Annotated in this window: 22 protein-coding genes; 11 read left to right on the top strand and 11 right to left on the bottom strand. The window is 72.8% G+C overall.

Annotated elements, in window-relative coordinates; translation table 11 throughout:
- Both cofE and V1258_RS00450 read left to right on the top strand, forming a co-directional pair.
- Positions 1-1,039 (top strand): coenzyme F420-0:L-glutamate ligase (gene cofE, locus V1258_RS00455; protein ID WP_329747850.1); only part of this gene is annotated, 1,039 nt, incomplete at its 5' end.
- On the top strand, positions 1,036-1,716 hold the full coding sequence (locus tag V1258_RS00450) for a TIGR03089 family protein (RefSeq protein ID WP_329747849.1): 681 nt from the start codon (positions 1,036-1,038) through the stop codon (positions 1,714-1,716). The genes cofE and V1258_RS00450, both read left to right, overlap by 4 nt.
- 32 nt (positions 1,717-1,748) lie before the next feature.
- Here V1258_RS00450 and V1258_RS00445 read toward each other — a convergent pair whose 3' ends face one another.
- The 6 genes from V1258_RS00445 to V1258_RS00420 all read right to left on the bottom strand — a co-directional run bounded on the left by V1258_RS00445 (position 1,749) and on the right by V1258_RS00420 (position 8,798).
- On the bottom strand, positions 1,749-2,519 hold the full coding sequence (locus tag V1258_RS00445) for an ABC transporter ATP-binding protein (protein WP_329745154.1): 771 nt from the start codon (positions 2,517-2,519) through the stop codon (positions 1,749-1,751).
- A gap of 13 nt (positions 2,520-2,532) precedes the next feature.
- On the bottom strand, positions 2,533-3,459 hold the full coding sequence (locus tag V1258_RS00440; protein ID WP_329747848.1) for an ABC transporter permease: 927 nt from the start codon (positions 3,457-3,459) through the stop codon (positions 2,533-2,535).
- A complete protein-coding gene (locus tag V1258_RS00435) occupies positions 3,456-5,567 on the bottom strand; it encodes a glycosyltransferase (protein ID WP_329747847.1) in 2,112 nt (703 codons plus the stop codon). The genes V1258_RS00440 and V1258_RS00435 overlap by 4 nt, the downstream gene beginning before the upstream one ends.
- 53 nt (positions 5,568-5,620) lie before the next feature.
- Positions 5,621-6,778 carry a UDP-galactopyranose mutase gene (gene glf / locus V1258_RS00430; RefSeq protein ID WP_329747846.1) on the bottom strand — a complete coding sequence of 386 codons (1,158 nt, stop codon included), beginning with the start codon at positions 6,776-6,778 and terminating at the stop codon, positions 5,621-5,623.
- A gap of 119 nt (positions 6,779-6,897) precedes the next feature.
- Positions 6,898-7,734, bottom strand: coding sequence for a glycosyltransferase (locus V1258_RS00425; RefSeq protein ID WP_329747845.1), 837 nt, complete (start codon positions 7,732-7,734; stop codon positions 6,898-6,900).
- On the bottom strand, positions 7,734-8,798 hold the full coding sequence (locus V1258_RS00420; protein WP_329747844.1) for a glycosyltransferase: 1,065 nt from the start codon (positions 8,796-8,798) through the stop codon (positions 7,734-7,736). Before V1258_RS00420 ends, V1258_RS00425 begins: the two co-directional genes overlap by 1 nt.
- Before the next feature lie 248 nt (positions 8,799-9,046).
- On the opposite strand from V1258_RS00420, the gene V1258_RS00415 reads away from it, so the two are divergent.
- Both V1258_RS00415 and V1258_RS00410 read left to right on the top strand, forming a co-directional pair.
- A complete protein-coding gene (locus tag V1258_RS00415; protein ID WP_329747843.1) occupies positions 9,047-10,288 on the top strand; it encodes an LCP family protein in 1,242 nt (413 codons plus the stop codon).
- A gap of 176 nt (positions 10,289-10,464) precedes the next feature.
- The gene (locus V1258_RS00410; protein WP_329747842.1) at positions 10,465-11,961 is read left to right on the top strand and encodes an ankyrin repeat domain-containing protein; all 1,497 of its coding nucleotides are present in this window, start codon (positions 10,465-10,467) and stop codon (positions 11,959-11,961) included.
- A gap of 22 nt (positions 11,962-11,983) precedes the next feature.
- Here the strand turns inward: V1258_RS00410 and V1258_RS00405 are convergent, their stop codons facing one another.
- Positions 11,984-12,622, bottom strand: coding sequence for a glycosyltransferase family 2 protein (locus tag V1258_RS00405; protein ID WP_329747852.1), 639 nt, complete (start codon positions 12,620-12,622; stop codon positions 11,984-11,986).
- A gap of 246 nt (positions 12,623-12,868) precedes the next feature.
- Between V1258_RS00405 and V1258_RS00400 the strand changes: the two genes are divergently transcribed.
- Genes V1258_RS00400 through V1258_RS00385 form a run of 4 tightly spaced genes read left to right on the top strand, consistent with a single transcriptional unit; the run spans position 12,869 to position 17,703 of the window.
- On the top strand, positions 12,869-14,194 hold the full coding sequence (locus V1258_RS00400; RefSeq protein ID WP_329747841.1) for a nucleotide sugar dehydrogenase: 1,326 nt from the start codon (positions 12,869-12,871) through the stop codon (positions 14,192-14,194).
- Between the two features lie 4 nt (positions 14,195-14,198).
- Positions 14,199-14,627: a DUF2304 domain-containing protein gene (locus V1258_RS00395; protein ID WP_329747840.1), complete on the top strand. Its 429-nt coding sequence runs from the start codon at positions 14,199-14,201 to the stop codon at positions 14,625-14,627.
- Positions 14,624-16,582: a DUF6541 family protein gene (locus V1258_RS00390; RefSeq protein ID WP_329747839.1), complete on the top strand. Its 1,959-nt coding sequence runs from the start codon at positions 14,624-14,626 to the stop codon at positions 16,580-16,582. The genes V1258_RS00395 and V1258_RS00390 overlap by 4 nt, the downstream gene beginning before the upstream one ends.
- Positions 16,579-17,703 carry an acyltransferase gene (locus V1258_RS00385; RefSeq protein WP_329747837.1) on the top strand — a complete coding sequence of 375 codons (1,125 nt, stop codon included), beginning with the start codon at positions 16,579-16,581 and terminating at the stop codon, positions 17,701-17,703. The genes V1258_RS00390 and V1258_RS00385 overlap by 4 nt, the downstream gene beginning before the upstream one ends.
- Positions 17,704-17,749: 46 nt before the next feature.
- Here V1258_RS00385 and V1258_RS00380 read toward each other — a convergent pair whose 3' ends face one another.
- Together V1258_RS00380 and wecB are read right to left on the bottom strand one after the other, a co-directional pair.
- Positions 17,750-18,922 (bottom strand): glycosyltransferase family 4 protein, encoded by a 1,173-nt coding sequence (locus V1258_RS00380; RefSeq protein ID WP_329747836.1) that lies wholly within the window; start codon positions 18,920-18,922, stop codon positions 17,750-17,752.
- Positions 18,922-19,986 (bottom strand): non-hydrolyzing UDP-N-acetylglucosamine 2-epimerase, encoded by a 1,065-nt coding sequence (wecB, locus tag V1258_RS00375; RefSeq protein ID WP_329747835.1) that lies wholly within the window; start codon positions 19,984-19,986, stop codon positions 18,922-18,924. Before wecB ends, V1258_RS00380 begins: the two co-directional genes overlap by 1 nt.
- Positions 19,987-20,115: 129 nt before the next feature.
- Between wecB and V1258_RS00370 the strand changes: the two genes are divergently transcribed.
- From V1258_RS00370 to V1258_RS00360, 3 genes are read left to right on the top strand one after another with little or no spacing between them, the layout of a single operon-like run.
- Complete coding sequence (locus tag V1258_RS00370) at positions 20,116-21,492, top strand: glycosyltransferase (RefSeq protein WP_329747834.1); 1,377 nt, start codon at positions 20,116-20,118, stop codon at positions 21,490-21,492.
- The gene (locus tag V1258_RS00365) at positions 21,489-22,589 is read left to right on the top strand and encodes a glycosyltransferase (protein WP_329747833.1); all 1,101 of its coding nucleotides are present in this window, start codon (positions 21,489-21,491) and stop codon (positions 22,587-22,589) included. The genes V1258_RS00370 and V1258_RS00365 overlap by 4 nt, the downstream gene beginning before the upstream one ends.
- A complete protein-coding gene (locus V1258_RS00360; RefSeq protein WP_329747832.1) occupies positions 22,586-23,677 on the top strand; it encodes a glycosyltransferase family 2 protein in 1,092 nt (363 codons plus the stop codon). Before V1258_RS00365 ends, V1258_RS00360 begins: the two co-directional genes overlap by 4 nt.
- A 123-nt stretch (positions 23,678-23,800) precedes the next feature.
- Here V1258_RS00360 and V1258_RS00355 read toward each other — a convergent pair whose 3' ends face one another.
- Both V1258_RS00355 and V1258_RS00350 read right to left on the bottom strand, forming a co-directional pair.
- On the bottom strand, positions 23,801-24,928 hold the full coding sequence (locus V1258_RS00355) for a glycosyltransferase family 1 protein (RefSeq protein WP_329747831.1): 1,128 nt from the start codon (positions 24,926-24,928) through the stop codon (positions 23,801-23,803).
- Positions 24,925-26,808: an ABC transporter ATP-binding protein gene (locus V1258_RS00350; RefSeq protein ID WP_329747830.1), complete on the bottom strand. Its 1,884-nt coding sequence runs from the start codon at positions 26,806-26,808 to the stop codon at positions 24,925-24,927. The genes V1258_RS00355 and V1258_RS00350 overlap by 4 nt, the downstream gene beginning before the upstream one ends.
- Between the last annotated feature and the right edge of the window lie 60 nt (positions 26,809-26,868).

Raw genomic sequence — 26,868 nt, 5'->3', positions numbered from 1 at the left:
AGTAAAGGTGATCCCGGTGACCGGGGTAGGAGAGGTCCAAGAGGGCGAGAACCTCGCCGCCCTCCTCGCCGCCGCCCTCGAGCCCCTCGCGCCCCGCGAGGGGGACGTGCTGTGCGTCTCGACCAAGATCGTCTCGAAGGCGCGCGGGCTGCGGATCGATCCCGCCCGGCGCGACGAGGCGATCCGCGCGGCCGCCGTCCGCACCGTCGCCCGCCGTCGCCACACCCGCGTGGTCACCTCGGTGGTGCAGATCCCCTCCGGTCCGGTGATGGCCGCCGCCGGCGTCGACGGCTCCAACGCCCCCGACGGCCCGCTGCTGCTGCCGGAGGATCCCGATGCGGAGGCGCGCGCACTCCACGAGGGCCTGCGCGCGCGGCTGGGGCTCCGCCTCGGGGTGGTGCTCACGGACACCTCCTCCCGGGTGTGGCGGGTGGGCGTCACCGACATCGCGCTCGGCGCCGCCGGGATCAGCGCCCTGCAGGACCTCCGCGGCGGGACCGACGCCGACGGCCGCCCCCTCACCGTCACCGTGCGGAACCTCGCCGATGAGCTCGCGGCCGCCGCGGACCTCGTCAAGGGCAAGGCGAGCGGAGTGCCCGCCGCCCTGGTGCGTGGCGTCGCCGGGGCCGACGCGTCCGACGTCCCCGCCCGGGAGCTGTCCCGCACCGGCGCGGACGACTGGTTCCGTCGGCCCAGCCTGGAGTCGGTGTGGGTCGCCCTCGGGCTCACCGAGGAGCAGGAGCCGATCGCGCGGATGTCGCCCGAGCCGGACGAGGAGCGGATCGAGAGGGCGCTCCACGTGGCCCGGATCCCCCGCCGTGGGGACGAGGGGGCGGCCGACGCCGCGCACCCGTCCGTGCGGCGGGAGCCCGGAGCGCTGCACGTCGTCCCCGCGGGCGATGATCCGGCATCCTGGATCGCGGCGGGAGGACTCGCTGAACGGATCCGCACCGCGCTCGGCGCCGAGTCCCTCGCCGCCCCGCTGCCCCCGCTCGCCGTCCTGATCGACCGCCCCGCCCCCGAGGAGCCCCGCCGATGACCCCGACCACCGCCGCCTCCGGACGCGCCCTGCTCGAGGCCCTCGAGCGCAGCGGCCCGCGCCCCGCCCTCGCCTGGTACGGCGAGGCCGCGCGCATCGAGCTGTCCGGGCACGTGCTCGCGAACTGGGTGATCAAGGCGATCGGGCACCTGCACGACGAGGTCGGGCTCGAGGAGGGCGACCTCGTGGTCCTGGACCTCCCCCCGCACTGGAAGCGCCTGGTGCTCGCGCTGGCCGCCTGGTCCCTGGGCGCCGAGGTGGTCGTGCCGCCCCGGGGTCCCGCGGAGGCCGAGGACCCGCGGGTGGTGGTCACCGACCGTCCCGACAGCGACCTCGCCGCCCGGGCCGACGAAGTGCTCGCCCTCCGGCCCGTCTCCCTCGCGCCCCGCTTCGATGGGGAGCTGCCGGCCCTGGTGCGGGACTGGGTGCTCGAGGTGCGCGGGAGCTCCGATCGGCTTGCCGTGACGCTGCCCGCCTGGAGCGGCCCGGCACCCGCGGCGAGCACGGCGAACACTGAGGACTTTGCGGAGACGCCGCGACTGCTGGTCGAAGGGGACGGGCTCGAGGCCGTGCCGGCCCTGCTCCATGCCTGGTCGGCCGGGGGCGGGATCGTCGCCCCCGCCGCCTCCGTGTCGGACCGTCAGGCCGCCGACGAGAGCGTCACCGGCCGCGGCTGACCCTCACATCTCCCGCCGGTCACGTCACGGGATCAGCCCTCGCGGAGGGTGCGCACCGCCTCGACGGGGTCGCCGTCGAAGACGATCTTTCCCGAGCGCAGCACCACGATGCGGGTGCAGAGCCGCTCGAGCATCTCCAGCTCGTGGGAGACGACGACCATGGTGCGCCCCGCCTCCTGCAGCTCGCGGATGCGGGCCAGGCACTTGCGCTGGAAGGGCTCGTCGCCGACGGAGAGGATCTCGTCGACGAGGAAGATGTCCGGTTCGGTGTGCACGGCGACGGAGAAGGCCAGCCGCAGGAACATGCCCGAGCTGTAGTACTTCACGTCCGTGTCGATGAAGTCTTCGATCTCGCTGAACGCGACGATCTCGTCGAACTTGGCGTCGATCTGCTCGCGGCTCATCCCCAGGATCGCGCCGTTGAGGTAGACGTTCTCGCGGCCCGAGAGATCCGGGTGGAAGCCCGCGCCGACCTCGATCAGTCCCGCGACCCGGCCGCGCAGCAGCACTCGGCCCTCGTCGGGGAAGAGCACCCCCGAGATGGTCTTGAGCAGCGTCGACTTGCCGGAGCCGTTGAAGCCGATCAGGCCCACGGTCTCCCCCGCGTGCACGGTGAGGTCCACGTCGTCCAGGGCGCGGAAGGTGTCGGCGAGCTTCTTCCGCTGCAGCGCCGAGAACACCAGTTCCTTCAGGGAGTGGTCGTGGCGTCGCGAGAACTGCTTGGTCACGTGCTCGACGCGGACCATCTCGCGCTCCGTGGGCACGGCGGCGGAGGCGGGGACGTCCTGCAGGTTCGGGCTCATCGCGGGACTCCTCTCACAGTTCCTGGGCGAAGCGCCGCTTCGAGCGTTCGAAGACGACGGTTCCGATCACGAAGGTCACGACCGCGATGAGCAGGCCGGCCCACCACAGGCCGAAGGGCTCCCCCGGGCTGGAGAGCGTCGGATCGCCGGGCACCGCCTCGGCGACCGGCCCCGCATACCGCCAGAACGCGGTGTGGAAGAGCTGCACCACGATCGTCAGCGGGTTCAGCTGGTAGAGCCACCACAGGATGGTTCCGCCGATCGCCTCCTCCACCATGGTGATCCGGTAGAGCACCGGCGAGAGCCAGGTCGCGACCATCACGATGAGGTCCACGAAGTTCTCGACGTCGCGGAAGGCCGCGTTGAGGGCGGCGGTCAGCATGCCGAGGCCCATGGTGAAGACGAGCAGGATCACCATCCCCAGGAGGAAGGCGACGAGCGAGGTCAGGGAGGGCAGCCAGCCGAAGAGCAGTGCGCCCACGACCAGCACCAGCAGCTGCGGCACGAAGTGGACCAGGGCCACGATCATGCTCGACCAGGGGAACAGCTGGCTGGGCAGGTAGATCTTCGAGACCAGCGGGGCGTTGCCCGAGATCGACCGGGTCGCGTTGCCGAACACCTCGCCGAAGAGGTTCACCACCACGATGCCGCTGAAGAGGTACACCGCGTAGGCGGGGGTGCCCTTCGAGAGCTGCAGGAAGACGCCGAGCGCGATGTAGAAGACGATGAACTGCACCGCGGGCTTGACGTAGCTCCACAGCATCCCCAGCGCGCTGCCGCGGTAGCGCACCCGCAGCTCCTTGCGCACCAGCAGCGCGAGCAGGAAGCGCTCGCGGATCGGGTTCAGCCATCCGGCGTCCTGCCCCGGGGCGCGCCAGCCCTCCTGCTGCTCGGCGCGGCTCGGGGCGAAGGCGGCACGCCGGGATCCGGGCTCGCTCACGCGGCCGGGCTCCCGCCCGTCGTCGCGCCGTCCGCGGCAGCGTCGGCAGAGGCGGCCGACGGCGCCCCGGAGGGCTTGTCGGCCTCGCGCACCGGCGCCGGGTTCGCGGCGAAGGTCCGCTCCCAGGCCTCGAAGGAGGTGATCCGACCCGCCGCCTCCCGGTACTGCGCCTGCAGCTCGGGCCAGCGACGGTGCAGGTCGAGGTGGGCGCGGATCGCGGAGGCGAGCATCTCCCGCACCTGCTGGGGGTCCCGCTTGTACCAGGCGATCTGGGTGCCCTCCGCATTGGAGACCAGTGCGCTGTCATAGGCGGAGAGCCGCCACCACTTCGCGTCCAGGTGCGGGATCGTCGCCTGCGGGTTCTCCTCGGCGCGGGGCTTCGGAGGCAACGCGACCTGCTTGACCAGGGTCTTCGCGGTCCACAGGGGGAGCATCAGGCGGTGCGGCTGGGTGAAGGGGCGCCCCTTGCGCGGGGGCTTGTCGACGTGGACCGCCGGGAAGTGGTCCTGGTCCTTCTTCGTGACCGCGTCGGCGAAGGCCTTCGCCATGCCGCGGATCTCGGGGAGCTTGGTCCCGATCGAGGGGTGGAGCGCCTCGGGGCCCTCGAGCACGTCCTTCTGCGCCATGAGGCGCCCGGCCTCGGTGTAGTACTGCATGGAGATCAGGTGCTTGACATCCATGAACTGCGACTCCTTGACGACGCGGCCGCCGCGCGCGTACGGGGAGTGCAGGAGCGCGGTGATGATGCGGTTGCGCTCGTGGAAGTAGGCCTGCCAGCCGACGAGGTCGTCCTTGTCCACCCAGCTCATGTGCCACACGCCCGCACCGGGCAGGGAGACGGTCGGGTAGCCGGCCTTCTTCGCGCGCAGGCCGTACTCGGCGTCGTCCCACTTGATGAACACGGGGAGGCTGAGGCCGATCGCGCGCACCGTCTCGGTGGGGATCAGGCAGCCCCACCAGCCGTTGTAGTCGACGTCGGCGCGGCGGTGCAGCCACGGGGTCGAGCGCAGCGGGTCCTGGGCGAAGTCGTGGCCCATCTCGGCCTCGGCGTTCGCGAGCGCGGGCTGGATCCGCCACGGGTCGACGACCTCGCCGAAGGTGTGCAGCACCGAGCGGTTGTTGAGGTCGAACATGTGGGCGCCGACGATGGTGGGCCGGGTGGCGAAGTCCGCGAAGGTCACCATGCGCAGCAGCGACTCGGTCTCCATCACGATGTCGTCGTCGCAGTTGATGACGTAGGTGGAAGCTCCTGCCGTCGCGGCCTCGTACATGCCGCGGGAGAACCCGCCGGAGCCGCCGATGTTGCCCTGCTCGATGATGCGCAGCTGCTCGCCGAGCTCCGCCTGCAGCGGGGCGAGCTCCTCGGGGTGGTCGCTCAGGCGGTCCGAGCCCTGGTCGACGATGTACATCACGTCCAGCAGCTCGCGCAGCACGGGCTCGGCGGCGAGGGTGCGGATGTTGTCGAGCACGTACTCGACCTTGTTCATCGTGGTCATCGCGATGGAGAAGGTGCCCTCGGTGCGGGCCGCGGAGGCGTCGGCCGTCCACTCGGCGCCCAGGATCGCGAGGTCCTCGTCGCCCGCGTAGGCGTCGAACCAGTACCAGCCGCCGTCGCCGAAGGCGGTCAGCGGCAGCTCGAAGACCTGCTCGCCGGCCCCGGAGACGGTCCGCGACTCGTGGCGCTGCAGGGTGCCGCGGGCCGTGGAGCGCATGACCACGAGGTGGCCGCTGCCGGCCGTGCGGATCGTGAGGCGGATCGCCCGCACCGGGGTCCAGCGGCGCCAGTAGCTCGCGGGGAAGGCGTTGAAGTAGGTGCCGAAGGAGCGCATCTGATGCGCGGGGATGCGGGCGGCGTGCCGCTCGCTGATCTCGCTGATGTCGACCTGGGCGAGGGCGGCGTGAGACGACTGCGCCTGGTCCTTGGCCTGCTTATCCGAGGCGCTGCCGAGCCCGAAGGAGCCGCCGGTCGCGCCCGAGCGGGCGTCACCCGCCTCGATGTAGAGCGGGACCACATCGGGGCTGGCCTCTCCGGGCAGTACCAGGCGCTGCAGGAGGCGCTGCGGGGCCGCCCCGGCGGAGGTGGGGGCGGAGGTGGGGGTGACGTTCATGGTGCTCCTCGTCGACTCTCGGCTGGCCCGCCGATCGCGGCGGGTCGGGCGGGTCAGGCCCGCAGCAGCTCGGGCAGCTTGTTGTCGGCCATGGACAGGGCGGCGCCGATGGCCATGTGCATGTCCAGGTACTGGTAGGTGCCGAGGCGCCCGCCGAACAGGGTGCGCGGCTCGGCGTCGGCGAGCCCGCGGTAGGCGAGCAGGGTCTCGCGGTCGCCCCCGGAGTTGATCGGGTAGTACGGCTCGTCCCCGGACTCGGCGAAGCGCGAGTACTCGCGCTGGATCACGGTGCGGTCGGTCGGGTAGTCGCGCTCGGGGTGGAAGTGACGGGGCTCGATGATGCGGGTGTAGGGGACCTCGGCGTCGGCGTAGTTCATCACCGAGGTGCCCTGGAAGTCACCGACCTCGAGGTGCTCCGTCTCCAGGTCGATGGTCCGCCATCCGAGCGAGCCCTCGGAGTAGTCGAAGTAGCGATCGATGGGTCCGGTGTAGATCACGGGCAGCTGCCCGCGGACGGCGTCCTTGTTCAGCGGCTGGTCGGTGTCGAAGTAGTCCGTGTCGAGGCGCACCTCGATGTTCGGATGATCCGCCATCCGCTCGAGCCACGCGGTGTAGCCCTGGGCGGGCAGACCCTCGTAGGTGTCGTTGAAGTAGCGGTTGTCGTAGGTGTAGCGCACCGGGAGGCGGGAGATAATCCCCGCGGGCAGGTCCTGGGGGTCGGTCTGCCACTGCTTGCCCGTGTAGTTCTTGATGAACGCCTCGTAGAGCGGGCGGCCGATGAGGGAGATGCCCTTCTCGTCGAGGTTCTCGGGGTCGGTGCCGGCCAGCTCCCCCGCCTGCTCGGCAATCAGCGCACGGGCCTCGTCGGGCGTGTAGGCGGCCCCGAAGAACTGATTGATGGTGCCGAGGTTGATCGGCATCGGGTACACCACGCCGCGGTGCGTCGTATACACCTTGTGCTGGTAGCCGGTGAACGAGGTGAAGCCGTTGACGTACTCCCACACCTTCTTGTTGGAGGTGTGGAAGAGGTGGGCGCCGTACTTGTGGACCTCGATCCCGGTGTGCTCGTCCGCCTCGGAGTAGGCGTTCCCGCCCAGATGCGACCGGCGGTCGATGATGGTCACCTTCGCGCCGTGCTGGGCGACGGCCCGTTCGGCGATGGTCAGGCCGAAGAGGCCGGAGCCGACGATGAGGAGATCAGGAGTCGACACGGGGGGTCCTTTCGAAGCGTGCGGAGGGTCCGCCGGGGACCCGCTCACAGTAGCGGAGGGCATGGGGCGCGATGGCGCGTCCGCCCGGCGCGCCGACGGGTGTGGTCGTGCTCATGCACTCACCCGCGGGACTCGACGAAGCGGCGGTAGGCCAGGCGCCGCGCCCAGCCGGGGGCGAAGCGGTACACCAGGCGCATCCCGAGGTTGCGCAGCAGCTGACCGGGGCCGATGACGCGGTCCAGCAGCATCCGGCGCTGCAGCACCAGGTCGGAGGAGAAGAGGGTCCAGCCTCCGCGGCGGACGAAGAGCTGCTCGTCGACCCGGTAGTCGACGAGCACCTCGGCCAGATTCGCGGTGCGCGCGCCGCCGAGCACCATGCGCTCCCACAGGTAGTAGTCCTCCAGCAACGGGAGGTGCCGATAGCCGCCGACGGCGAGGGCCGTGGAGCGGCGCAGCACCACCGTCGGGTGGTGGAAAGGCGAGTGGGTGCGCAGGTAGTCGACGATCTCGTCGTGCGCGAGGGGGCGGCTGCGCAGCGGCCCCGTGCCCGCGGGGATCCGATCGCTGAACTCCCGCATCGCCCCGCCCACGAGGTCCAGCGGCGCAGGGACCTGCCCCGGCGCCGCGGGGGCGAGGCCCGCGGCGACCGGGATCTGTCGGGCGAAGCGGTCCGGACGGCAGAGGTCGTCGGCATCGGCCCGCGCGACGAGCTCGTACGGAGAGGCCAGCAGACCGTCCTGCAGGGCCGCGGCGACACCGCGGTGCGCCGGGTGCCGCAGCACCCGGGCGGGACCGAACTCGCCGGCCTCGACCCGGGCGACGAGAGCCTCGAGCGCGGGCGGGAGGGGGCCGTCGACCGTGAGGATCAGCAGGGTCGGCGTGAGCTCCTGCTCCCGGGTCGCCGAGGCGAGCGCGAGCTCGACCCGTTCGGGCAGGTCACGGCCCCACAGGGGCATCAGGAGGGCGAAGTCGGGCGGGCCGCCCCGGGCCGACCCGGCAGAGGGATCGGCGGTCGTTGACCGGCCGCCCGTTCCACCGCGCGCCCCTCGGCCGCGGCCTCGCCGTCGACGGCGAGGACCTGGGCCGAGGGCCGCGGACCGCGGGCCAGGGCGGCGAGGAGCCCGCGCAGGCCGCTGCCGAGCAGGTCCCCGCGGTGGCGGAGCAGCTGCCCGGCCCAACCGAGGGCCGTGCGGCCGCCGTAGAGGGCCCGCTCCAGCGGGGTGAAGGAGTCGGTGCGCAGCAGGGCCCAGAGGCGGTTGCGCACGTCGTAGTAGAAGCGGCCGCCGGGGTTCGCCTGGGCGTTGTCGAAGCGGACGGTGCGATGCTCGACCACCGACCCGGGGACCGCGATCCCGCGGCCGCGGCGCAGCAGGCGCCCCGTGTGCTCGAAGTCGTCGGACCAGATGAAGTAGTCGGCGATCGGCAGACCCAGTCGGCGCACGTCCTCCGCGTTCAGCAGAGCGGAAACGTAACTCGCGGTGCGTATCGGCCGGCCATGGGCGCGGGCGGCGTCCTGCTTCTCGCGGGTGCTCGCCCCGAGGCGGGTCCGCTGGCTGTTCATCGGGTGGGGGCGACCATCGGTCCAGACGGCGCGCGAGCTCAGCACCGAGAGCCGCGCGGGCGAAGCCTCGAGGGAGCGCAGCAGCTCGGCGAGGGCGGCGGGCCGCGGAACGGTGTCATCGTCCATCACCCACACCCAGTCGGCGCCGTGCCGCTGGAGGGCGCGGGCGATCCCCGCGGCGAAGCCGCCGGCCCCGCCGACGTTGCGGCGCAGATGGAGGACGTCGGCTCCCAGCGGATGCTCGTCGGCGACGCGCCCGCTCGCATCACTCGAGGCGTTGTCGATGACCACGACCGCGTCGGGCCGACGGGCCTGGGCGGCGAGCGCATCGAGGCAGTCGCGCAGCAGCTGCTCGCGGTTGTAGGTGACCACCACCGCGACGATCCGCTGGGAGGCGGCTCCCGCGTGGGCGGTGCGATCACTCGCCCGGGCCTCGCCCGAGGGTGCGGATTGGGTCACGGATCCTCCTGCGCAGTCGATGCCGCCGCGGCGACGGGCCCAGTCTACGGAGGCGCACGACGGGGAGGGGACGGGGAGGGGCGGGCCGTGTGAAGGTTCGCGGGAGGTTCGGGGGCCGGGCGGGCGAGGCGTGCGTGGCTGCGGCGCGCGGCACCGGCGGTGCCGCTACCCTGTCGGACGCCGAGCTTCCCCTCAGGGCCCCTGCACCTCCTGCCGCAGGGCCCCTCTCGGCGGCAAAGGAGATGCCTGTGACCGAGCAGCCCCCGCGCTCGCGGCGCCCCGGCGGACCGCGACGACCCGCGGGCCATCGCGCCCGCGCCGGCGGCAGCGCGCGCCCGATGCGGCCCGCAGCGCAGGACCTCCCGCCGTCGGTCGCGCCGGGCCCGGCGACCCGCCCCCTCCCCCGCTCCGAGCAGTGGAGCCAGGCACCGGGTGATGCCGCCGGTCCGCCCCCGGGCGTCGGCATCGCGCAGGGCGGCGACGGACCTCGCGGCCCCGAGTCCCCCCGGAGCCCGAGCCGCGGAGGCGGCCCCGACGGTCGGCACCCCCGCCGCCGGCACCGCACCCCCCGCGCCGTGCGCCTCGGCGCGACCCTCCTGGTGCTCGTGCTCGTCGTGGTGCTCGGTTGGGGGCTGGGCCTGACCGCCTGGGCCGGCAGCCGCATCGAGCACATCGACGCTCTCTCCGGGGCCGCGGACACGCCCGGAACGACCTATCTCATCGCGGGCTCCGACGGCCGCGGCGGGGAGAAGGTGTCCGACGACGGCACCGAGGGCGCCCGCACGGACACGATCATGCTCCTGCACCGCGCCCCGAACGGGAACAGCTACCTCGTCTCGCTCCCCCGCGACACGCTCGTCGACATCCCCGGGTACGGCGGCTACAAGCTCAACGCCGCCTTCGCCTTCGGCGGGCCGAAGCTGCTGGTCGAGACCGTCGAGGAGTTCACCGGGCTGACGATCGACCACTACGTCGAGGTCGGCTTCGACGGGGTCGCCGACATGGTCGACGCCGTCGGCCACGTGAACCTCTGCATCGACCAGGACGTGGATGACCCGAGGTCGGGGCTGCAGATGACCGAGGGCTGCCACGACGTCGGCGGGGACCAGGCGCTCGCCTTCGTGCGCGCGCGCTACTTCGACCCGACCGCGGATCTCGGCCGCCAGCAGCGCCAGCAGCAGTTCGTCGGCGCCCTGATGGACCGGGTGACCTCCCCCGCCGTGCTGCTGAACCCCGTGGCGCAGGCCCTTCTCGCCGGCGCGGGCTCGAACGCGCTGATCACCTCCGAGGGGACCGGCATCCCCGCCATCGGCCGGATGGCCCTCACGGCGCGCTCAGCGATGAACAGCGGACGCACCCTGGCGATCCCGATCGAGGATCCCGAGTACCAGACCAAGCACTCGGGGGTCGCGATCCTCACCGACGAGGACGACGTCGCCGCATTCTTCTACGGCATCGCCGACGGCTCCGCGGAGCCCGCGGCGGGATAGCCGCTCCCCTCCCCGGAGCCCCGCCGCATCGAGAGGCCGCGATAGACTGCGGACGGCGCACCGAGGGCGCCGCCTGTCCGCGGGAAGGGCTCAGCCCGCCTCGGCGCCGTGCACGAGGATGCCCGTCTCCCCTCCTGCCCGATCCAGCGGACGCCGGGCTCGGAGCGGAGGCCACCATGTCCCTGCAGCACCTTCCCGACCATCCCGATCTCTCCGCGCTGCGGCGCCGGGCCAAGCGACTGCGCGACGGAGCGCGGACCGGGGATCCCGAGGCCCTCGCGCTCCTGCTCGAGCACCACCCCGACGCCGACTCCCTGCTCGGCGCGGAGCAGGACCACGGGGCCGCCCTGCCCCTCGCCGCCGCGCAGCTGGCCCTCGCGAGGTCCTACGGCTTCGCGTCCTGGCCCACGCTGCGCCGGCACGTCGACGAGGTCCGCGCCCGGACCCGCCGCCCCGATCAGGCGAGCACCGCCGGTCCCCGGGAGCAGCTGCTGCGGGCGATGACCGTGGATCACAGCCGCCGCGGCGCCCCCGACCTCGCAGCAGCCGCGGCGCTGCTCGCCGCCGAGCCGCACCTGGCCCGCTCGGACCTCGCCGTCGCCGCCGCGCTGGGTGATCCGGACGCGGTCCGGGATCTGCTCCGCGCCGACCCTGCCGCGGTGCAGCGGGAGAGCGCCCCCTATGGTTGGCCGCCGCTGCTGCACCTGTGCTACTCCCGCTGGTCCGGGCCGCTGCCGGACGGGAAGGCGCCCGACCATCCCGCGGTGCTGAGGCTGCTGCTCGAGGCCGGAGCCGATCCGAACATGGGCTTCCTCTGGGACTCGCTGCCGTCCCCGTTCACGGCGCTCACCGGGGTGTTCGGGGGCGGGGAACAGGGCGCTCCCCCGCACCCCTCGGAGACCGCCCTCGCCGAGCTGCTGCTGGCCGCCGGAGCGGATCCGAACGACAGCCAGACGATCTACGACCGCGGCGCGGGCGACACCGTGGTGCGGGACGACACCGCGTGGCTCGCGCTCCTGCTGCGGGCGGGTCTCGGCCGCGGCGACGGCGGGCCCTGGCACCGGCTCCTCGCGCCGCGCCACCAGTCCCCCGCCCAGCAGCTCTCCGAGGCGCTGCTGCACGCGGCCCGCCACGACCTCACCGGGCGCGCGAGGCTGCTCCTGGAGTCCGGCGCCGATCCGGAGCGGCCCAGCACCCATCCCCTCCACGGCGGCCGGTCGCCGCTGCGGGAAGCCGTGCGGCACGGCGCCGTGGGCGTCGCCCGCCTGCTGCGGGAGCACGGGGCGCGCGGGGCGGACCTCACGGAGGAGGACGAGGCGTTCGGGGCGCTGCTCGGCCCGGCCGACGCCCTCGCGGACCGAACCGTCGCGCGGGAGATGCAACGGAGCCATCCGGATCTCGTGGCGCAGGCCGCCGCTCTCGGCCGGCCCGAGGCCGTCGCGCAGCTCCTGGACCTAGGCTTCGCGGCCGACGCGCGGACGGCGGAGGGAGCCACGGCGCTGCACGAGGCAGCGGTGCGCGGGGACCACGCGACGGTCGAGCTGCTGCTCGCCCGCGGCGCGGACCCGACCCTGCGCGATCCGACCTACGGGGCGACCCCGGCCGGATGGGCACGACACACGGGGCGCGAGGAGCTCGCCGGGCTGCTCGAGGCGGCGGAGCAGGAGCGCTGAGGGCCGCCGCTCCGGGGACGGGTCAGCGGAAGAGCATGTCGATGACGATGTTCACCGAGTTCAGCACCGACTGCCCCTTCGCCCGGGAGTAATCGGTGTAGAGGATGTGCACCGGGTGCTCGCGCACCGTCAGCTCATGGCGACCGATCTCCTCGACCAGCTCCGAGGCGTGCGCCATCCGGTTCTGCTCGATGGTGATCTTCTCGCAGGCGTCCCGGCCCAGCACCCGCAGGCCGTTGTGGGCGTCGGTCAGCTTCACCCCGGAGGTGAGGTTCGAGTACCAGACTGCGCCGCGCAGCACGAGGCGCTTGATCAGGCCCGGCTTCGTACGGGAGTCGAGGAAGCGGGATCCGAGCACGACGTCGACCCCTTCCGCCTCCCGCATCGCGATCATCGAGGCGGCGTCGTCGACCTGGTGCTGGCCGTCCGAGTCGAAGGTCACGATCTGCCGCATCCGCGGATCGCGGAGCGCGTAGTCGATGCCGGTCTTGAGCGCGGCGCCCTGCCCCATGTTGTAGGGATGGCGGACCACGACGGCACCGGCCTCGGCGGCGATCCTGCCGCAGTCGTCCTCGCTGCCGTCGTCGACGCACACCACGAGCGGGTACCGGGTGCGCAGGGCGCGGATGACGTCGCCCACGACCTCGCCCTCGTTGAACATCGGCACCACGAACCAGGTGCTGTCGGCGCCGGGCGAGGCGGGGGGTGCGGAGGCGCCCGCGGGGCCCTGCTCGCCCGGGGGCTCGGTCTTGCTCACAGGCTCTCCTCCGGTGCTGGCGACGTGTCGACGGGCGGCGCGCCTCATCGAGGTCGGCGACGGCCGATGAGGATACCCTGTCACGGTGGGCCGCCCCCGAGCGGTCATCCCCGCACGTGCGGCGCGCCACGGCGCCGAGAAGGAGTACCCATGAAGACCGCTGTCGTCGCCCTCGGGAAGATCGGCCTGCCGCTCGCGGTGCAGTTCGCGGACGCCGGCCACGAGGTGATCGGCGTGGACGTGAGCGCCCGCCAGGTCGAGCTGATCAACCAGGCGACCGAGCCCTTCCCCGGGGAGGCCCACCTCCAGGAGAAGCTCGCCGAGCTGGTCCCCGCCGGGAAGCTCCGCGCGACCACCGACTACGCCGAGGCGATCCCCGGCGCCGACGCCGTGGTGATCGTCGTCCCCCTCTTCGTGAACGACGCGACGTGGGAGCCGGACTTCGCGTGGATGGACGCGGCGACCCGTTCCCTGGCCGAGCACCTCACCCCCGGCACGCTCGTCTCCTACGAGACCACCCTCCCCGTCGGCACCCTGCGCACCCGCTTCGTGCCGATGATCGAGGAGATCTCCGGGTTGAAGGAGTCCCAGGACTTCTACGCCGTCTTCTCCCCCGAGCGGGTCCTGACCGGTCGCGTGTTCGCGGACCTGCGCAAGTACCCCAAGCTCATCGGCGCGATCTCCGAAGAGGGCACAGCCCGTGCCCGCGCCTTCTACGAGTCGGCGCTGACCTTCGACGAGCGCTCCGACCTCCCCCGCCCCAACGGGGTGTGGGACCTCGGCTCGCCCGAGGCCTCCGAGCTGGCGAAGCTCGCCGAGACCACCTACCGCGACGTGAACATCGCGCTGGCGAACGAGTTCGCCCTGTTCGCGCAGGACAACGGCATCGACGTGTACAAGGTCATCGAGGCCTCCAACTCGCAGCCGTACTCGCACATCCACCAGCCCGGCATCGCCGTCGGCGGCCACTGCATCCCCGTGTACCCGCGGCTGTACCTCTCCACCGACCCGAACGCGACCACCGTGCGCACCGCCCGCACCCTGAACGCCTCGGTCCCCGCGCACCTCGTCGAGCGGGCCGCGAACCTGCTCGGCTCCCTCGAGGGGCTGAAGGCCGTGGTGCTCGGCGCGTCCTACCGCACCGGGGTCAAGGAGACCGCGTTCTCCGGCGTCTTCCCCGTGGTCGAGGAGCTACGCGCACGGGGCGCCGAGGTCGCGGTCCACGACACCTTCTACGACGCCGAGGAGCTCCGCGGCTTCGGCTGGGATCCCTACACGATCGGCGACGCCGCGGACCTCGTGATCGTGCAGACCAACCACCCCGAGTACGCGGAGATCGGCTCCGCCGACGTGCCCGGCGTGAAGCTCATCGTAGACGGACGCAACATCACCACCGCCGAGAACTGGGCAGGCACCCCCCGCCTCGTCCTCGGCGACGGCTCCGCCTCCACCCACCAGCAGGCCGAGGAGGCCTGAGACGGTGGAGGGCCTGGACCAGCTGATCGCCCTCGGCCCCGCGCTCGGGGTGAGCAGCCGCACCTTCATCATCCAGCTCGTGCTCGTGCTGGGCATCGTGGTGATCGTCGGCTGGCTGTTCGTGAAGCGCGGGGCGAAGCAGCTCGCGGTGCGCCGTCTGCTGATCATCGCCTTCGCGGTGTTCGCGGTCGCGACCGTGCTGTTCCCCGGGATGCTCAGCCGAGTCGCGAACCTCGTGGGCGTGGGCCGCGGCGCGGACCTGCTGCTGTACGCGACGGTGCTCGTGCTGCTCGGCTTCCTCGCCCTCCAGGAGGCGCGCACCAAGGCCGCGGAGAAGCGCACCACCTATCTCGCGCGCCGGCTCGCCCTCGACGAGGCCGAGCAGCCCGGTGACTACCGCGCCCGCGCCCTCGGGACCCCCCAGGACGGATGAGCGACCTCGCCCAGCTGCTGATCGCGGTCGCGGTCGTCCTCGCGGCCGCCTATCTTCCCGGCTACGCGATCCCCCGAGCCCTCGGCGGCTCGCGCCTGCTGTCCCTCGCCGTAGCGCCGGCCGTCGGCGCCGCGACGGCGGGGCTCGCGGCCCTGATCTCCCCCTTCCTCGGGATCCCCTGGTCGCTGCTGCCGCTGCTGGGGTGCGGCGCGCTGCTCACCGCGGCGGCGCTGCTGCTGCGCCGGCTCGGCGTGCGCCTGCCGTCGACCGGTCTCGACGGACCGCTCATGCCCCCACACACAGTGCCCCTCGCCCCCCTGTGGATGCTCGTGGCCCTGGTGGTCTCCCTGGGACCGATCCTGCTGCAGGGCCGTCGTCCCGATGCCGTCCTCGAGCGCTGGGACACGCTGTACCACCTCTCGGCGCTGCAGCGGATCCGGGAGACCGGCACCGCCTCGAGCCTGGATCTCGGCTCCGTCTCCAACACCGCCGGGACCCCCACGGCCTATCCCGCGGGCTTCCACGCGCTGGCCTCCTCCGTGCCCGGCGTGGAGGTGCCGATCCTGCTGAACGGAGCGGTGCTGGCCCTCGCCGTGCTCCCCTGGATCCTGGGGACGGCGCTCCTGGCCCGTACGGTGTTCCCCGCCGTGCCGTGGGCCCCCTTCGCCGCCGGGATCGGGGCGGCGATCGTGCCGGCCGCCCCCGTGGACGAGTGGATCCATCTCTCGGCGATCCCGAACCTCACGGGGTTCGCGGCCCTCCCCGGGGCGCTCGCGGCGGTCCTCGCCCTATGGCAGGTGCTCTCCCCCGCCCTCCTGCTCTCCTCCGACGACGCGCCGCGCGGGGACCGTGCACGGCTCCGCCCCGCCCTCGCCGCCCTGGCCCTCGCCGCATTCGCGTTGCTCGGCCTCGGCCAGCTGCACCCCAACGTCGCGCTCCTGGCCCTGGTGCTGGTCGCCGTGCTCACCGCCTGCACCATGGCGCCCGCCCTGCGCCGCCGTCCCCTGCTCGCCCTCGTGCCGCTGGTCGTGATCGCCCCGGTGATCGTCGCCGGCACCACTCCGCTGGGCTCCTCGGTCACCGACTTCACCGGTGGCCTGCAGGTGCCCTGGTGGTCGGCGCTCGGGGAGATCCTGCTGGGCCTGCTGACGGTGTGGCCGATGGCGCTCGGCGTGGTCCTCGCCGCGGTGTGGTGGCCCGGACTCGTCACCTCGCTGCGCAGCGGGGCACGCTGGGTCGCGGTGGCCTGGATCGTGGTGGCGGTGCTCTATCTCGACGCCGCCCTCGACTCGTCCCTCAACCTCTCCGCCCTCTGGTACCGCGGGCAGGACCGGCTCTCGATGCCGCTCGCCATGTTGTCCGTGCTGCTGCTGGTCCCCGGGCTGCGCGCGTGGCACTCCCTGCTCGAACGGGCAGGCAGCACGGGCCACGCCTCCCTGCCGCGCCGGGCGATCGGCCTGGTGCTGGTCCTCGTCGCCGTCGTCGCGGTCGGCGCCTCGATCCCGACCCGCGCCGACAACGCCGCGAAGAACCTCGCAGCGGAGTACTCGGGGCGCGGTCGCTTCCTGCAGCAGGACGAGCTCGAGGCCTGGGCCGCCGCGGATCCCTCCATGGACCATTCCCTCAAGGTGCTCGCGAGCCCCTTCTCCGGCGCCGCGCACATGTACGCGATCCACGGGCAGCAGGTGTACTTCCCGGTCGCGGGCATGGCGCTCGAGAACGCGGACCGGGCGCTGCTGTACGCCCTCTCCGGCTCGAACGGCGAGGTGCCCGCAACCGAGGTGTGCGATCTGCTGCACGAAGCGGGCGTGGGCTACATCTACCAGGAGCAAATCACCTACCAGTGGTCCACGACCTTCGACCTCGTCAACCGGGCCGATCCTGCTATCGGCACCGTGGTGTTCGAGACCGACCATTCCCGCCTCATCGCCGTCGACTGCGAAGGGAGCACGTGACCCCTCCCGCCAAGGACCTCGCTCATCCCGCCGCGAAGCCGCCGGCGTCTCCCGCGCCCCGGCGCCGGGAGTACGTGCCGGCGCTCGACGTGATCCGGATCGTCGCAATCCTCGGCGTCGTCAGTGTTCACGTCGTGGGCGGCGGAGTCGCCGACGGTACGACGCCGCTCGGCATCACGGCGGTGGACATGGCGGCTTCCGCGGCCGTGCCGGTGTTCCTCATGATGGCGGGGGCTCTGAACCTCCACCCCTCGGCGCTGCGCCGCGGCCCCGGCGCCTTCTGGCGGCAGCGGGCGGTGCGGATCCTGCCCGCGCTCGTGGTGTGGTCAGCGTTTTACATGCTCGTCATCGGTCACCTCGCGGGGGCGGAGATGAGCGTCGGCACGGCGATCGACCAGGTCATCACCGGCAAGACCTTCACCCATCTGTACTTCCTGTGGGCGATCGCCGGGCTCTACGTGATCGCGCCCGTGATCGCCTCCTTCCTGCACGCGGTGCCGGAGCAGGAGAGCTATCGTGCGTGGGGTCTGGGACTGCTCGCCTGCGCGTGGACGGCTCTCGCCTTCGCGGTGCCGTACCTGACCCGACAGCCGAGCATCGAGGGGCTGGACTCCCATCGACCGATCGAGCCCGGTTCGCTCACCTACTGGATGGCTTTCGCGGGATACTTCGTGATTGGCCGGGCGGCGATCGTGGCGCCCGTCCCGCGCCGCTGGGCGCTCGCGGCCCTGTCGACGACGCCCTTCGCGATCGCCGCGCTGACCTGGCTGTACGAGGCGGGACGGGACGACGGCGGTTCCCTGCTGGTGCGCACGCTCCGGCCGGACTACACCTCGCCGAGTGTCATGGTCTACGCGCTGCTGCTCTTCGTTGCTCTCGCCTCGCTCACCGGGTCGTGGAGGGTAGGAGAGCGGGCCCAAGCCTGGCTGCGGGCGCTCGGCAACGCGACCTTCGGGGTGTTCCTCGTGCACTTCGCGGTGCTCGTGCTGCTGCGGCAGATTCCCGCTCTCGAGGGCTACGACCTGTGGCAGATGGCGACGGTGTGGCTCACCACCGTGCCGGTGTCCTTCGCCGTCGCGCTGGTCGCGCAGCGGGTGCCGGGGCTGCGGCTCATCTTCTGAACCCGGCCCCGTCCTGGGCGCCGCACTGGCCCCGCCGCGGGCGTGCTCAGCAGCCCGCGGCCTCCATCACGGCGGCGGCGGCGCGGGCGGCGGCCCCCTGCAGCGAGGCGTGCTCGAGGGTCCACTCCCGCAGGTGCTCCGTCGGGGGACGGTCCTCCCCGTCGAGTGCGGCGCGCATCGCGTCCGCGACCTGCTCGGGGTCATACTCGCTCGCCCACCCGAGCCCGCCGTCGCGGATCCGCTCAAAGGCCGCGCCCTCGCCCGCGTGCACGACGGGGGTGCCGGAGGCGGTGGCCGCGTAGATCTTCGTGGGCAACGCGAACTCGTAGCCCAGGCCCGGGGTGATCGAACTGAGTCCGGCGACGGCGCCGCGAAGCATGCGGGACATCTCCGCAGGGGCGAGCCGGCCGCGGAACTCGATGCCCTCGATCCCCTGCCGCTCGACCATCGCGGCGAGATCCTCCTTGCCGCTGCCCTCGGAGAAAAACAGCAGCCGCGCTTCGGGGCGCTCGGCGCGGAGCCTGGCGAAGGCCTCGACGAAGATGTCCGCTCCCTGCCACTCCGAGACGGTGCCGCCGTAGACGAAATAGGGTCCGGCCTCCTCAGGGGCGGGGCCGTCGACCGTGAAGGTGTCCGTGTCGATGCCGTTGCCGACCATGGTCAGCGAGGAGCGCCGGCCGATCAGCGCCGCGACGCGGTCGTCGACGCCAGTCGAGATCGTAAGGACCTTCGCGGCGCGACGCCAGGTGGTGGTCTCCATCAGCCGCACGCCCGCGACGACTGCGCGGGGCACGCTGTCGACGCTCTCGGAGGCGTCGGACCAGATATCCGCCGCGTAGAAGACGGTAGGCACGCGCCGCAGCACGCCGAGCACGGTCGCGACGATACCGGTGGTGGGCGGCGGCTCCGCCACGATGACGTCGGGCCGGCGCCGCAGCAGCAGGCGCAGCGCGAGGGGCACGTCGAAGCTCATGTAGGAGACGTAGCCGCGCACCTGCTGCTGGTGGTCTCGCTTGACGGGAAAGCGGGAGACACCGTGCACACGGTCCTTTCCGACGGTGCCGCGCGGCGGGCGGGTCGTGAGCACGGACACCTCGCAGCCGGCCTTCTCGAGGGCCCGCACAAGTGCCTCCTGGCGGAACGCGGCGGCGACCGGCTCGGGCGTGAACACGCGGGTCGCGACGACGACGCGCGGCGGGTCGGTGGGGCGGCGGCTCATCAGGCGCGCTCCTGCAGCAGCGCGACGACGCGCTGGGCGGCACGCCCGTCGCCGTAGTGGTCCGGGCGGTCCGCGGTGGGGCGGGGACGGCCGACGGCCGCGGGGAGGCCGGCGGGATCTGCGACCAGCTGGTTCCACCCGTTCTCGAGGGTCTCGACCCATTCGGTCTCGGTGCGGACGGTCGTGCAGGGCGCACCCAGCAGATACGCCTCCTTCTGCAGACCACCGGAGTCGGTGACGACGGCGCGGGCGCGCTGCACGGCGGCCACGAGGTCCGGGTAGGCGAGCGGTTCACCCACGCGGACGGCGCCGCCGGCGAGCTCGATGCCCGCTTCCGCGGCCTTCGCCACGAGCCGCGGGTGCGCGAAGAGCGCGAGCGGCATGTCGAGGGACTGGAGGCCGCGGACGATCTCGCGCAGCCGTTCGGGGTCGTCGGTGTTGTCGGCGCGGTGGATCGTCGCCACGGCGAACTCCTCCGCGGGGTCGATCCCCTCGAGGAGCCTCAGCGGCTGGTCCCGGACGGCGGCGGCGACGCGCAGGCAGACGTCGGTCATGACATCGCCGACGACGACCGTGCGCTCCGCGAGGCCCTCGGCGGTGAGGTGCTCGCGGGCGACCTCCGTCGGGGCGAGAAGGAGGTCGGCGGCGTGGTCGGTGAGGACCCGGTTGTGCTCCTCGGGCATGCGGCGGTTGAAGGAGCGCAGGCCTGCCTCGAGGTGGGCGACCTTGAGGTGCATCTTCACCGCGGAGAGGGTGCCCGCGAGGGTCGAGTTGGTGTCGCCGTAGACGAGCACCCAGTCCGGGCGGTGCTCCTCGAGCACCTCATCCATCGCGGCGAGCATGGAACCGGTCTGGCGGCCGTGCGTGCCGGAGCCGCTGCCGAGGTTGACGTCGGGGGCGGGGATCCGGAGGTCCGCGAAGAAGACGTCGCTCATCGCGGCGTCATAGTGCTGGCCGGTGTGGACGATGACGTGCTCGACGCCCTCCGCCTCCGCGGCAGCGTCCGCCACGGCGGCGAGCTTCACGAACTGGGGCCGGGCTCCCACCACGGACAAGATCTTCATCGGGAGGGTCCTCCTGGACGGCTCGGGTTCTTGACGGCTCGTTCTCTGCTCGGCACGGTTCCTGCACGGCTGTGGTCCGGTGCGCGCGTTACAGTGTGCCGGACCCACAATATTCGTCCCAGGAGCAATATGCCCTCGTCAGGGAACGCCCCGCGCGTCGCCGTCCTCGTGCACAACGACGCGACGAACGACTCCCGGGTGCTGAAGGAGTCCGCCTCCCTGCACGAGCAGGGTGCCAGAGTGAGGATCATCGCCGTCGAGCGGCGGCTCAAGGGCCGCGCCGCCGGGACCACCGAGCTCGCTCCCGGCCTCGACCTGCATCGGGTCCCCGAGTTCGCGCTCGAGCGGATCGCGCCCGCGCTGACCCGCCTCACCCGTCGGCCCGCCGCGACGGGCCCGGCGGACTCTCCCGCACCGTCGGCCGCTCCGGTTCCGCCGAGCGCGACGCCGTCGCAGGCCGGCCGCCCGTCGCCCCTCGCCGCGGCACGACGGCTCGGCATCCGCGCCGCCGGAGACCTGGGCCGCCGCGCGTACCGGACCATCGAGTTGGGCACCTGGTGGTGGCGCTCCGCGCGTGCCGCGCACGCCTTCGCCCCCGAGATCGTCCACGCGAACGACACCAACGCCCTGGTCCCCGCGCTCGCGATCCAGGCGCTCGGCCGCCGCGAGGGCCGCCGGGTGCGGCTGGTCTACGACTCCCACGAGCTGTGGCGCCACCGCAACGTCGAGGGTCGCCGCCTGCTCGCGCCGCTGCTGGACGCCGCGATCGAGCACGTGGCGATCCCCCGGGCCGACGTCGTGCTCACCGTCTCTCCCTCGATCGCCGACTGGCTGCGCCGCACCTACCGCCTGGACCGCCTCCCGCTCGTGGTGCGCAACGTGCCCGTCGCCGGCCCCCTGCCCGATCGCGGGACCGGGGTGCTGCGCGAACGGGCCGGGCTCTCCGCGAGCGACCGGGTCATCGCCTACGGCGGGCGGATCACGACCGCCCGCGGCATTGAGGAGACCCTCGCCGCGCTCCCCCACCTGCCCGCCGACATCCATCTCGTGCTGCTCGGCTACGGCGAGGAGGACTACCTCGACCACGTGCGAGCCCGCGCCGCCGCGCTCGGCGTCGCCGACCGTGTGCACCTCGTCGGCGCAGTCGCCCCCGCGGAGGTCTCCTCCGCACTCGCCGACGGCGACGTCGCCGTGGTCCACGTGCGGCCCGTCTGCCTCTCCTACCGCTACGCGCTGCCCAACAAGCTCTTCGAGTCGATCCGTGCGGGGCTCCCGATCGCCGCCGCGGGCCTCCCGGACATGCGCGCCGTCGTCGAGGAGCTCGGCGTGGGCGAGGTGTTCTCCGGCGAAGAGCCCGCGGACCTCGCCGCGGCGCTGCTGCAGATCCTCGAGGACCCCGGCGCGTACCGCGAGCGCGCCCGCGCCGTCGCCCCGTACCTGACCTGGGAGGCGGAGGCCGCTCCCCTGCTCGAGGCCTACGCCCGACTCTCCGAGGAGGCCCGGTGACCACGACCCTCGTCACCACTTGGTTCCCGACCGCGACCGCGCCGTCGCGCGGTGCCTTCGTGGTCCGCGACGCGATCTCGATCGCGGAGCACCTGCCGATCCGGCTCGTGCACCTCGTCCCGCCCGCGGACGACGACGGCACCCGCCGCCTCGTGCACAAGGGCATCGACGTGGCGCGGATCCCCATGGACCCCCGCAGCCCGCTATCGGTGCTTCGGGCCGCCCGTGCTCTGGGTCCCGCGCTCGAGGGGTCCGAGGCCGTGCACACGATGGCCTTCTCCACGTTGCTGCCCTTCGCACTGCGACGGCCGCGCGCGCCGTGGCTGCACACCGAGCACTGGTCCGCGCTGACCACCCCCTCGACACTCCCCGCCGCGGCGCGCGCAGCGCTGCCCATGCTCTCCCGTCTGCTGGCCCTCCCGGACCGCGCGACCGCCGTGTGCGAGTACCTCGCCGCGCCGCTGCGCACCGTGCGCGGCACCCGGCCGACGGACGTCGTGCCCTGCATCGTGGACCCGGGGCCGCTGGTCCCCCGCCGGGACCGGGCCGACGGCGCCCTGCGCCTCGTCTCCACCGGCGGTCTCATCGACCGCAAGGACCCGCTCGTCGCCGTGCGCGCCCTCGCGGCGCTCGAGCGGCGCGGCGTCGACGCGCACCTCACGTGGCTCGGCGAGGGACCCCTGCGCGCGGAGACCACGGCGCTCGCCCGGGAGCTCGGCGTCGAGGACCGTCTGGATCTCGCCGGCACCGCGGACGCTCCCGGGGTGCGGGAGGCGCTCGGCGGGGCGGATCTCTTCTTCGGCCCCACGAAGGCGGACAACTTCTTTGTCTCCGCGGCGGAGGCGATCGTCGCCGGCCGGCCCGTCGTGCTCGGCGCGACCGGCGGCCAGGGCGAGTACACGCGCCCCGAGGTCGGGGCGCTCGTGGCCGAGCAGGACCCGGAAGCCTACGCCGAGGCGATCCTCGACGTCGACGCCCGCACGCGCGATCTCGGCAGCGAGGAGATCGCCGCGACCATCGGCGACCGCTTCTCGACGCCCGTGGTGGGCGCCGCCTACGCGGAGCTGCTCACCTCTCTGGCCGGGAGCGCGCGATGAAGCCCGTCACGATCGTCATCGCGTGCCACACGCGCGAGCGGCCCGTCGGCCGGGCGGTCGCGTCCGTGGTCGAGGGCAACGGCGAGCACGCCGAGGTGCTCGTCGTCGCCCACAACCGTCCCGCGGAGGAGATCCTCGGCGCGTTGCGCCCCGATCACCGGCAGGCTGTGCGGATCATCGAGCACCACGACGAGCACCGTTCCGCCTCCGGCCCGTTCAATGCCGGCTTGCGCGCGGCGACCACGCCGTTCGTGGGGATCATGGGATCAGACGACACCCTCGCTCCGGGCGCCGTCGCCTCCTGGCTCACCGTGCGGGAGCGCACGGGCGCCGAGTTCGTGATCACCCGCCTCGCGCTGGGCACGGCCGGCCACGGCGTGCCGACGCCCGCCGCGCGCATGCACCGCGCGGGCCTCGCAGACCTCGTCCGGGACCGCCTCTCCTACCGCTCCGCGCCGCTGGGCCTCATGAGCCGCGACATGCTCGCACGCACCGGCGCCGCCCTCGTGGAGGGCGCGACCGTGGGAGGCGACGTCGGCATGGTCACGCAGCTCATGGCGACAGTCCCGACGGCCTACGACCGTCTGGGCCCGCCCTACGTGATCGGCGAGGACGCGGGCGACCGCGTCACCTACGTCGTCCGGCCGATGTCGGAACAGCTGGGGTTCTTCCCGGACCTCCTGCAGGCGGCCTGGTACTCCCGGCTATCCCGTGCGGCGCGCGCCGCGATCGGAACGAAGATCCTGCGCATCCACGTGTTCGGCGCGGTCTTCTACCGCCAGGAAGAGGGGATCTGGACGGCGCAGGAGCGCGCGTCCCTCGCCACGATCACCAGGGACCTGCTCGAGCGGGCCCCTGACTGCGAGCGGCCCCTGTCGCGAGCGGACCGGCGTCTGCTCGACGCCTGCCTGGACCCTGCGGTCCCCGCGGCGGAGCTCATGGCCGCGGCACGGGACCGGCGCCGCCACGGCCGCCCGGACACGCTGCTGCCGCGCGAGCTCGGCGCTGCCCTGCACCGCGAGGCGCCGCTGCGCTTCATGGCCGCCTCGCTCGCGGTCCAGCAGCTCCCCCGCCTGCGCCGCGGCTGAAATCCGCCCTGGCCGCATGACCTCGGCGCGGTCACCGTCGACAGCGGGCATCGCGCCGTGGTCGCCGAGCGCGTTCGAGGAGACTTGCTAGGGCCTCACGGCCGGTCCCTCACGCCCCGGTTCTCATGCCCGCCCGAGGATCCGCTCGAGAGCCGCCTGCCAGGTGAGCACCTGGCGCTCCGCGGAGAGCGCCTGCGCCGAAGAGTCCGCGGCGCGCTTCCAGACGTCGACCCTCGACGGGGTGAGTGCGGCGAGCTCGGTGTGCATGGCCTCCGCGGTCGCCGCGGGCAGCACCGCGCCGAGAGAGTGCTCGCGCACGAGGTCCGCCATATCCGGGGAGGGGCCGACGATCACGCCGGTGCGGCCCTGGACTGCCTCGTAGAGCTTGTTGGGCAGGGAGTGCTCGAGGTTGAAGGTCGAGTTCGGGAAGACGACGAGGGAGACGTCGTACTCGGCGACGGTGTCCACGAGCCGCGCATAGGGCACCGGGTCGCGCAGTGCGGCGCCCGGCGCCTCGGCCGCGAGCTCCCGCAGGTGCTCGATGTACCCCGGCTCGCTCGGCATGAGCATGAGGTCCAGGGTGACGGCGCCCTCGAGGCCGCGCACCGCCTCGACCATCGCCTCGAGGTGGCGGTTCGCGCGCGCCACGCCCGTATGCAGCAGCCGGATCGGGGTGGCGGTGGGGCGCACGGGCAGCTCGCGGTGCGCGGAGGCGTTGGTGACCACCTCGACGTCCACACCGAAACGGGTCGCGTACTCGCGCGCGAGGCCCGGGGAGACGGTCGTGACGGAGGCGACCTCGGGCAGGCACGTGCGGCACAGCCACCGCTGGTAAGGGGCGACGAAGGTGCGCCAGGCGAGCTGGTGCTCCTTCTCTCGCGGGGCGTACTCGTGGAGGTCGGCGTGCACGCCGCGGCGAGGGGAGAGCCACAGGGCTAGCGGGAGGGTGTTGACGTCGTTGGCGAGCACTGCGTCCATCGTGCCCACGAGCGGCGCGAGCAACTCGTGGGCGGCGGCGACGGCGCTCATCGACCAGTAGGCGCCCCGGTAGCGGCCGGTGAGCAGGTGCTGCTTGGAGCTGGGCCAGGCGCGCGTGCCCTGCGGGATCTCCACGTGCTCGACGCCCGGGTGGGGGCGGGGTCCGAAGCCCACGGTCGTCACGTCGTACCGCTCGGCGAACAGTGCGATCTGGCGCTGCACGCGGGGGTCGCTCTCGAGGGTCGAGAACGAGAGGATCATCAGCGAGGTCATGCCGGGGTCTCCTTCTGCGCGGTCCTGTCGCCCGTCGTGTCCGAGGCAGGCTCGTCGTCGGCCGCCGGGCCGTCGATCATCGCGGCGCCGCCGCCGAGCCCGGCCAGCGCGGCCTGCTCGGCGAAGGCCGGCACCGCGGCGACGACCTCGTCGAAGCTGCCCTGGGCGAGGACCTCGCCCTCCTGCATGTAGAAGACGACGTCGCAGTGCTGGATCGTCGCGAGCCGGTGGGCGATCGTGATCGTGGTGACGCCCTCGCCGAGGTCGCGGATCGCGGAGGTCACGGCCGCCTCGGTCTTCGTGTCCAGGGCGCTCGTGGCCTCGTCGAGGACGAGCACCTGGGGATCGGCGTACAGGCCGCGGGCGATGCCGAGACGCTGGCGCTGACCACCGGAGAGCGTCGTGCCGCGTTCCCCGACCTTGCCGTGGATCCCGCCGGGGCGGGCCTCGATGACGTCGAGCAGCTGGGCCCGTCCGAGGGCTGACCGCACCCGCTCCTCGTCAACCCCCGCGGGGTCCCAGGTGAGCGCGATGTTCTCCCCGACGGAGACGTCGAACAGGGCGACCTCCTGGGGGACGTAGCCCACCGAGGACCGCCACTGCCGCAGGACGGTCGTCACGTCCTCGCCCCCCACGCGGATCTGCCCGTCCGTGGGGGTGAGCAGGCCCAGCAGGAGGTCCACCATCGTGGACTTGCCGGCACCGGAGGTGCCCACGAACGCGACCGACGAGCCGGCGGGGATCCGCAGCGACACGTGGCGCACCGCCGGCTCGTCGCGGCTGGGGTAAACGTAGCTGACGTCGTCGAGCTCGATATCGCGCGGGCCCGCGGGCAGCACGCGGCTGTCCGGGCGCTCCGTGCGGGAGACCGCCTCCCGGGCGTGCTCGATGTCGTCGATGATGTAGTCGGAGAAGGCGGCGTTCGTGAGGATTCGGTTCTGGGTGGACTGGAAGCGCGTGAGCGAGGGCAGCAGGCGGAAGCCCGCGACAGCGAACAGCGCGACGGAGGCGAGCGCGCCCGAGGGGCCGGAGCCGAGGTATCCGACGCCGCCGACGACGACGAAGCCACCCACGAGCCCCGCCTCGAGCACGAAGCGCGGCATCTGGTTGTAGTACTGCGCGAAGGCGCGGGTCTCCGAAGCGGTGCCACGGCGCTGCTCGACGATCGCCTCGACCTCCTTCTCGTTGCCCTTGAGGGTGATCTCCTTGAGAGAGGAGAGCACCTCGCCGAGCAGCTGCACGACCTGGATGGAGTTGTCTCGGTTCACGGCTCCGTTGCGCACGGCGAGCGGCGAGATGACCCGTGAGAGGACGACCGCGACGAGCCCGAGGTAGATCATCGTGGCGAGCGCCATCTTCCAGTCGACGATGAACAAGCCCACGGTGATCACCGTGATCGTCGCGAATTCGCTGATCACGGTCATCGAGGGCATGAGGACGTTCGCGACGACCGCGGCGACGCCGGAGTCGACCATGCGGATGATCTCCTGGCTCGAGCGTGAGGTGCGTTCCACCCACGGGGCGGACATGTAGGAGCGGAAGAGCATCTGACCGATCGCGACCTCGTGCTTCGCGAAGCGACGGGTCGCGACGCGGATCGTGATGAGGTTCAGCACGGACTTGATGATCGTGAGGACGACGAACACGCCGACGAGACTCGCCACCTGGCCGAAGCCAACGAGCTTCCAGCCGACGACCGGGACGGTCACCTCGGGGGAGCCGCCCGTGAGCCCAGGCAGGGCGATCGCGACGGCGCCGAGCGCGATGACGTCCAGCAGCGCGAGCAGACTCATGACGATCGCGAAGGTCCACAGGAACTTCTTGGCGTCGCGGGGCAGCACGGACATCGTGCGCAGCACGGTCTGGACGGTCTGTTTCACGGGTGGGCTTCCTCTCGGCGGGAACGGGATATTCCCGCGCTCGGTGGGTGCACGCTATCG

Origin of the sequence: Brachybacterium sp. J153 (assembly GCF_036311905.1) — a bacterium.
In the GTDB taxonomy this organism is placed as follows: Bacteria; Actinomycetota; Actinomycetes; order Actinomycetales; family Dermabacteraceae; genus Brachybacterium.
Note: the sequence above shows the minus strand (reverse complement) of the source record. Positions and strands in the feature narration are given on the sequence as shown.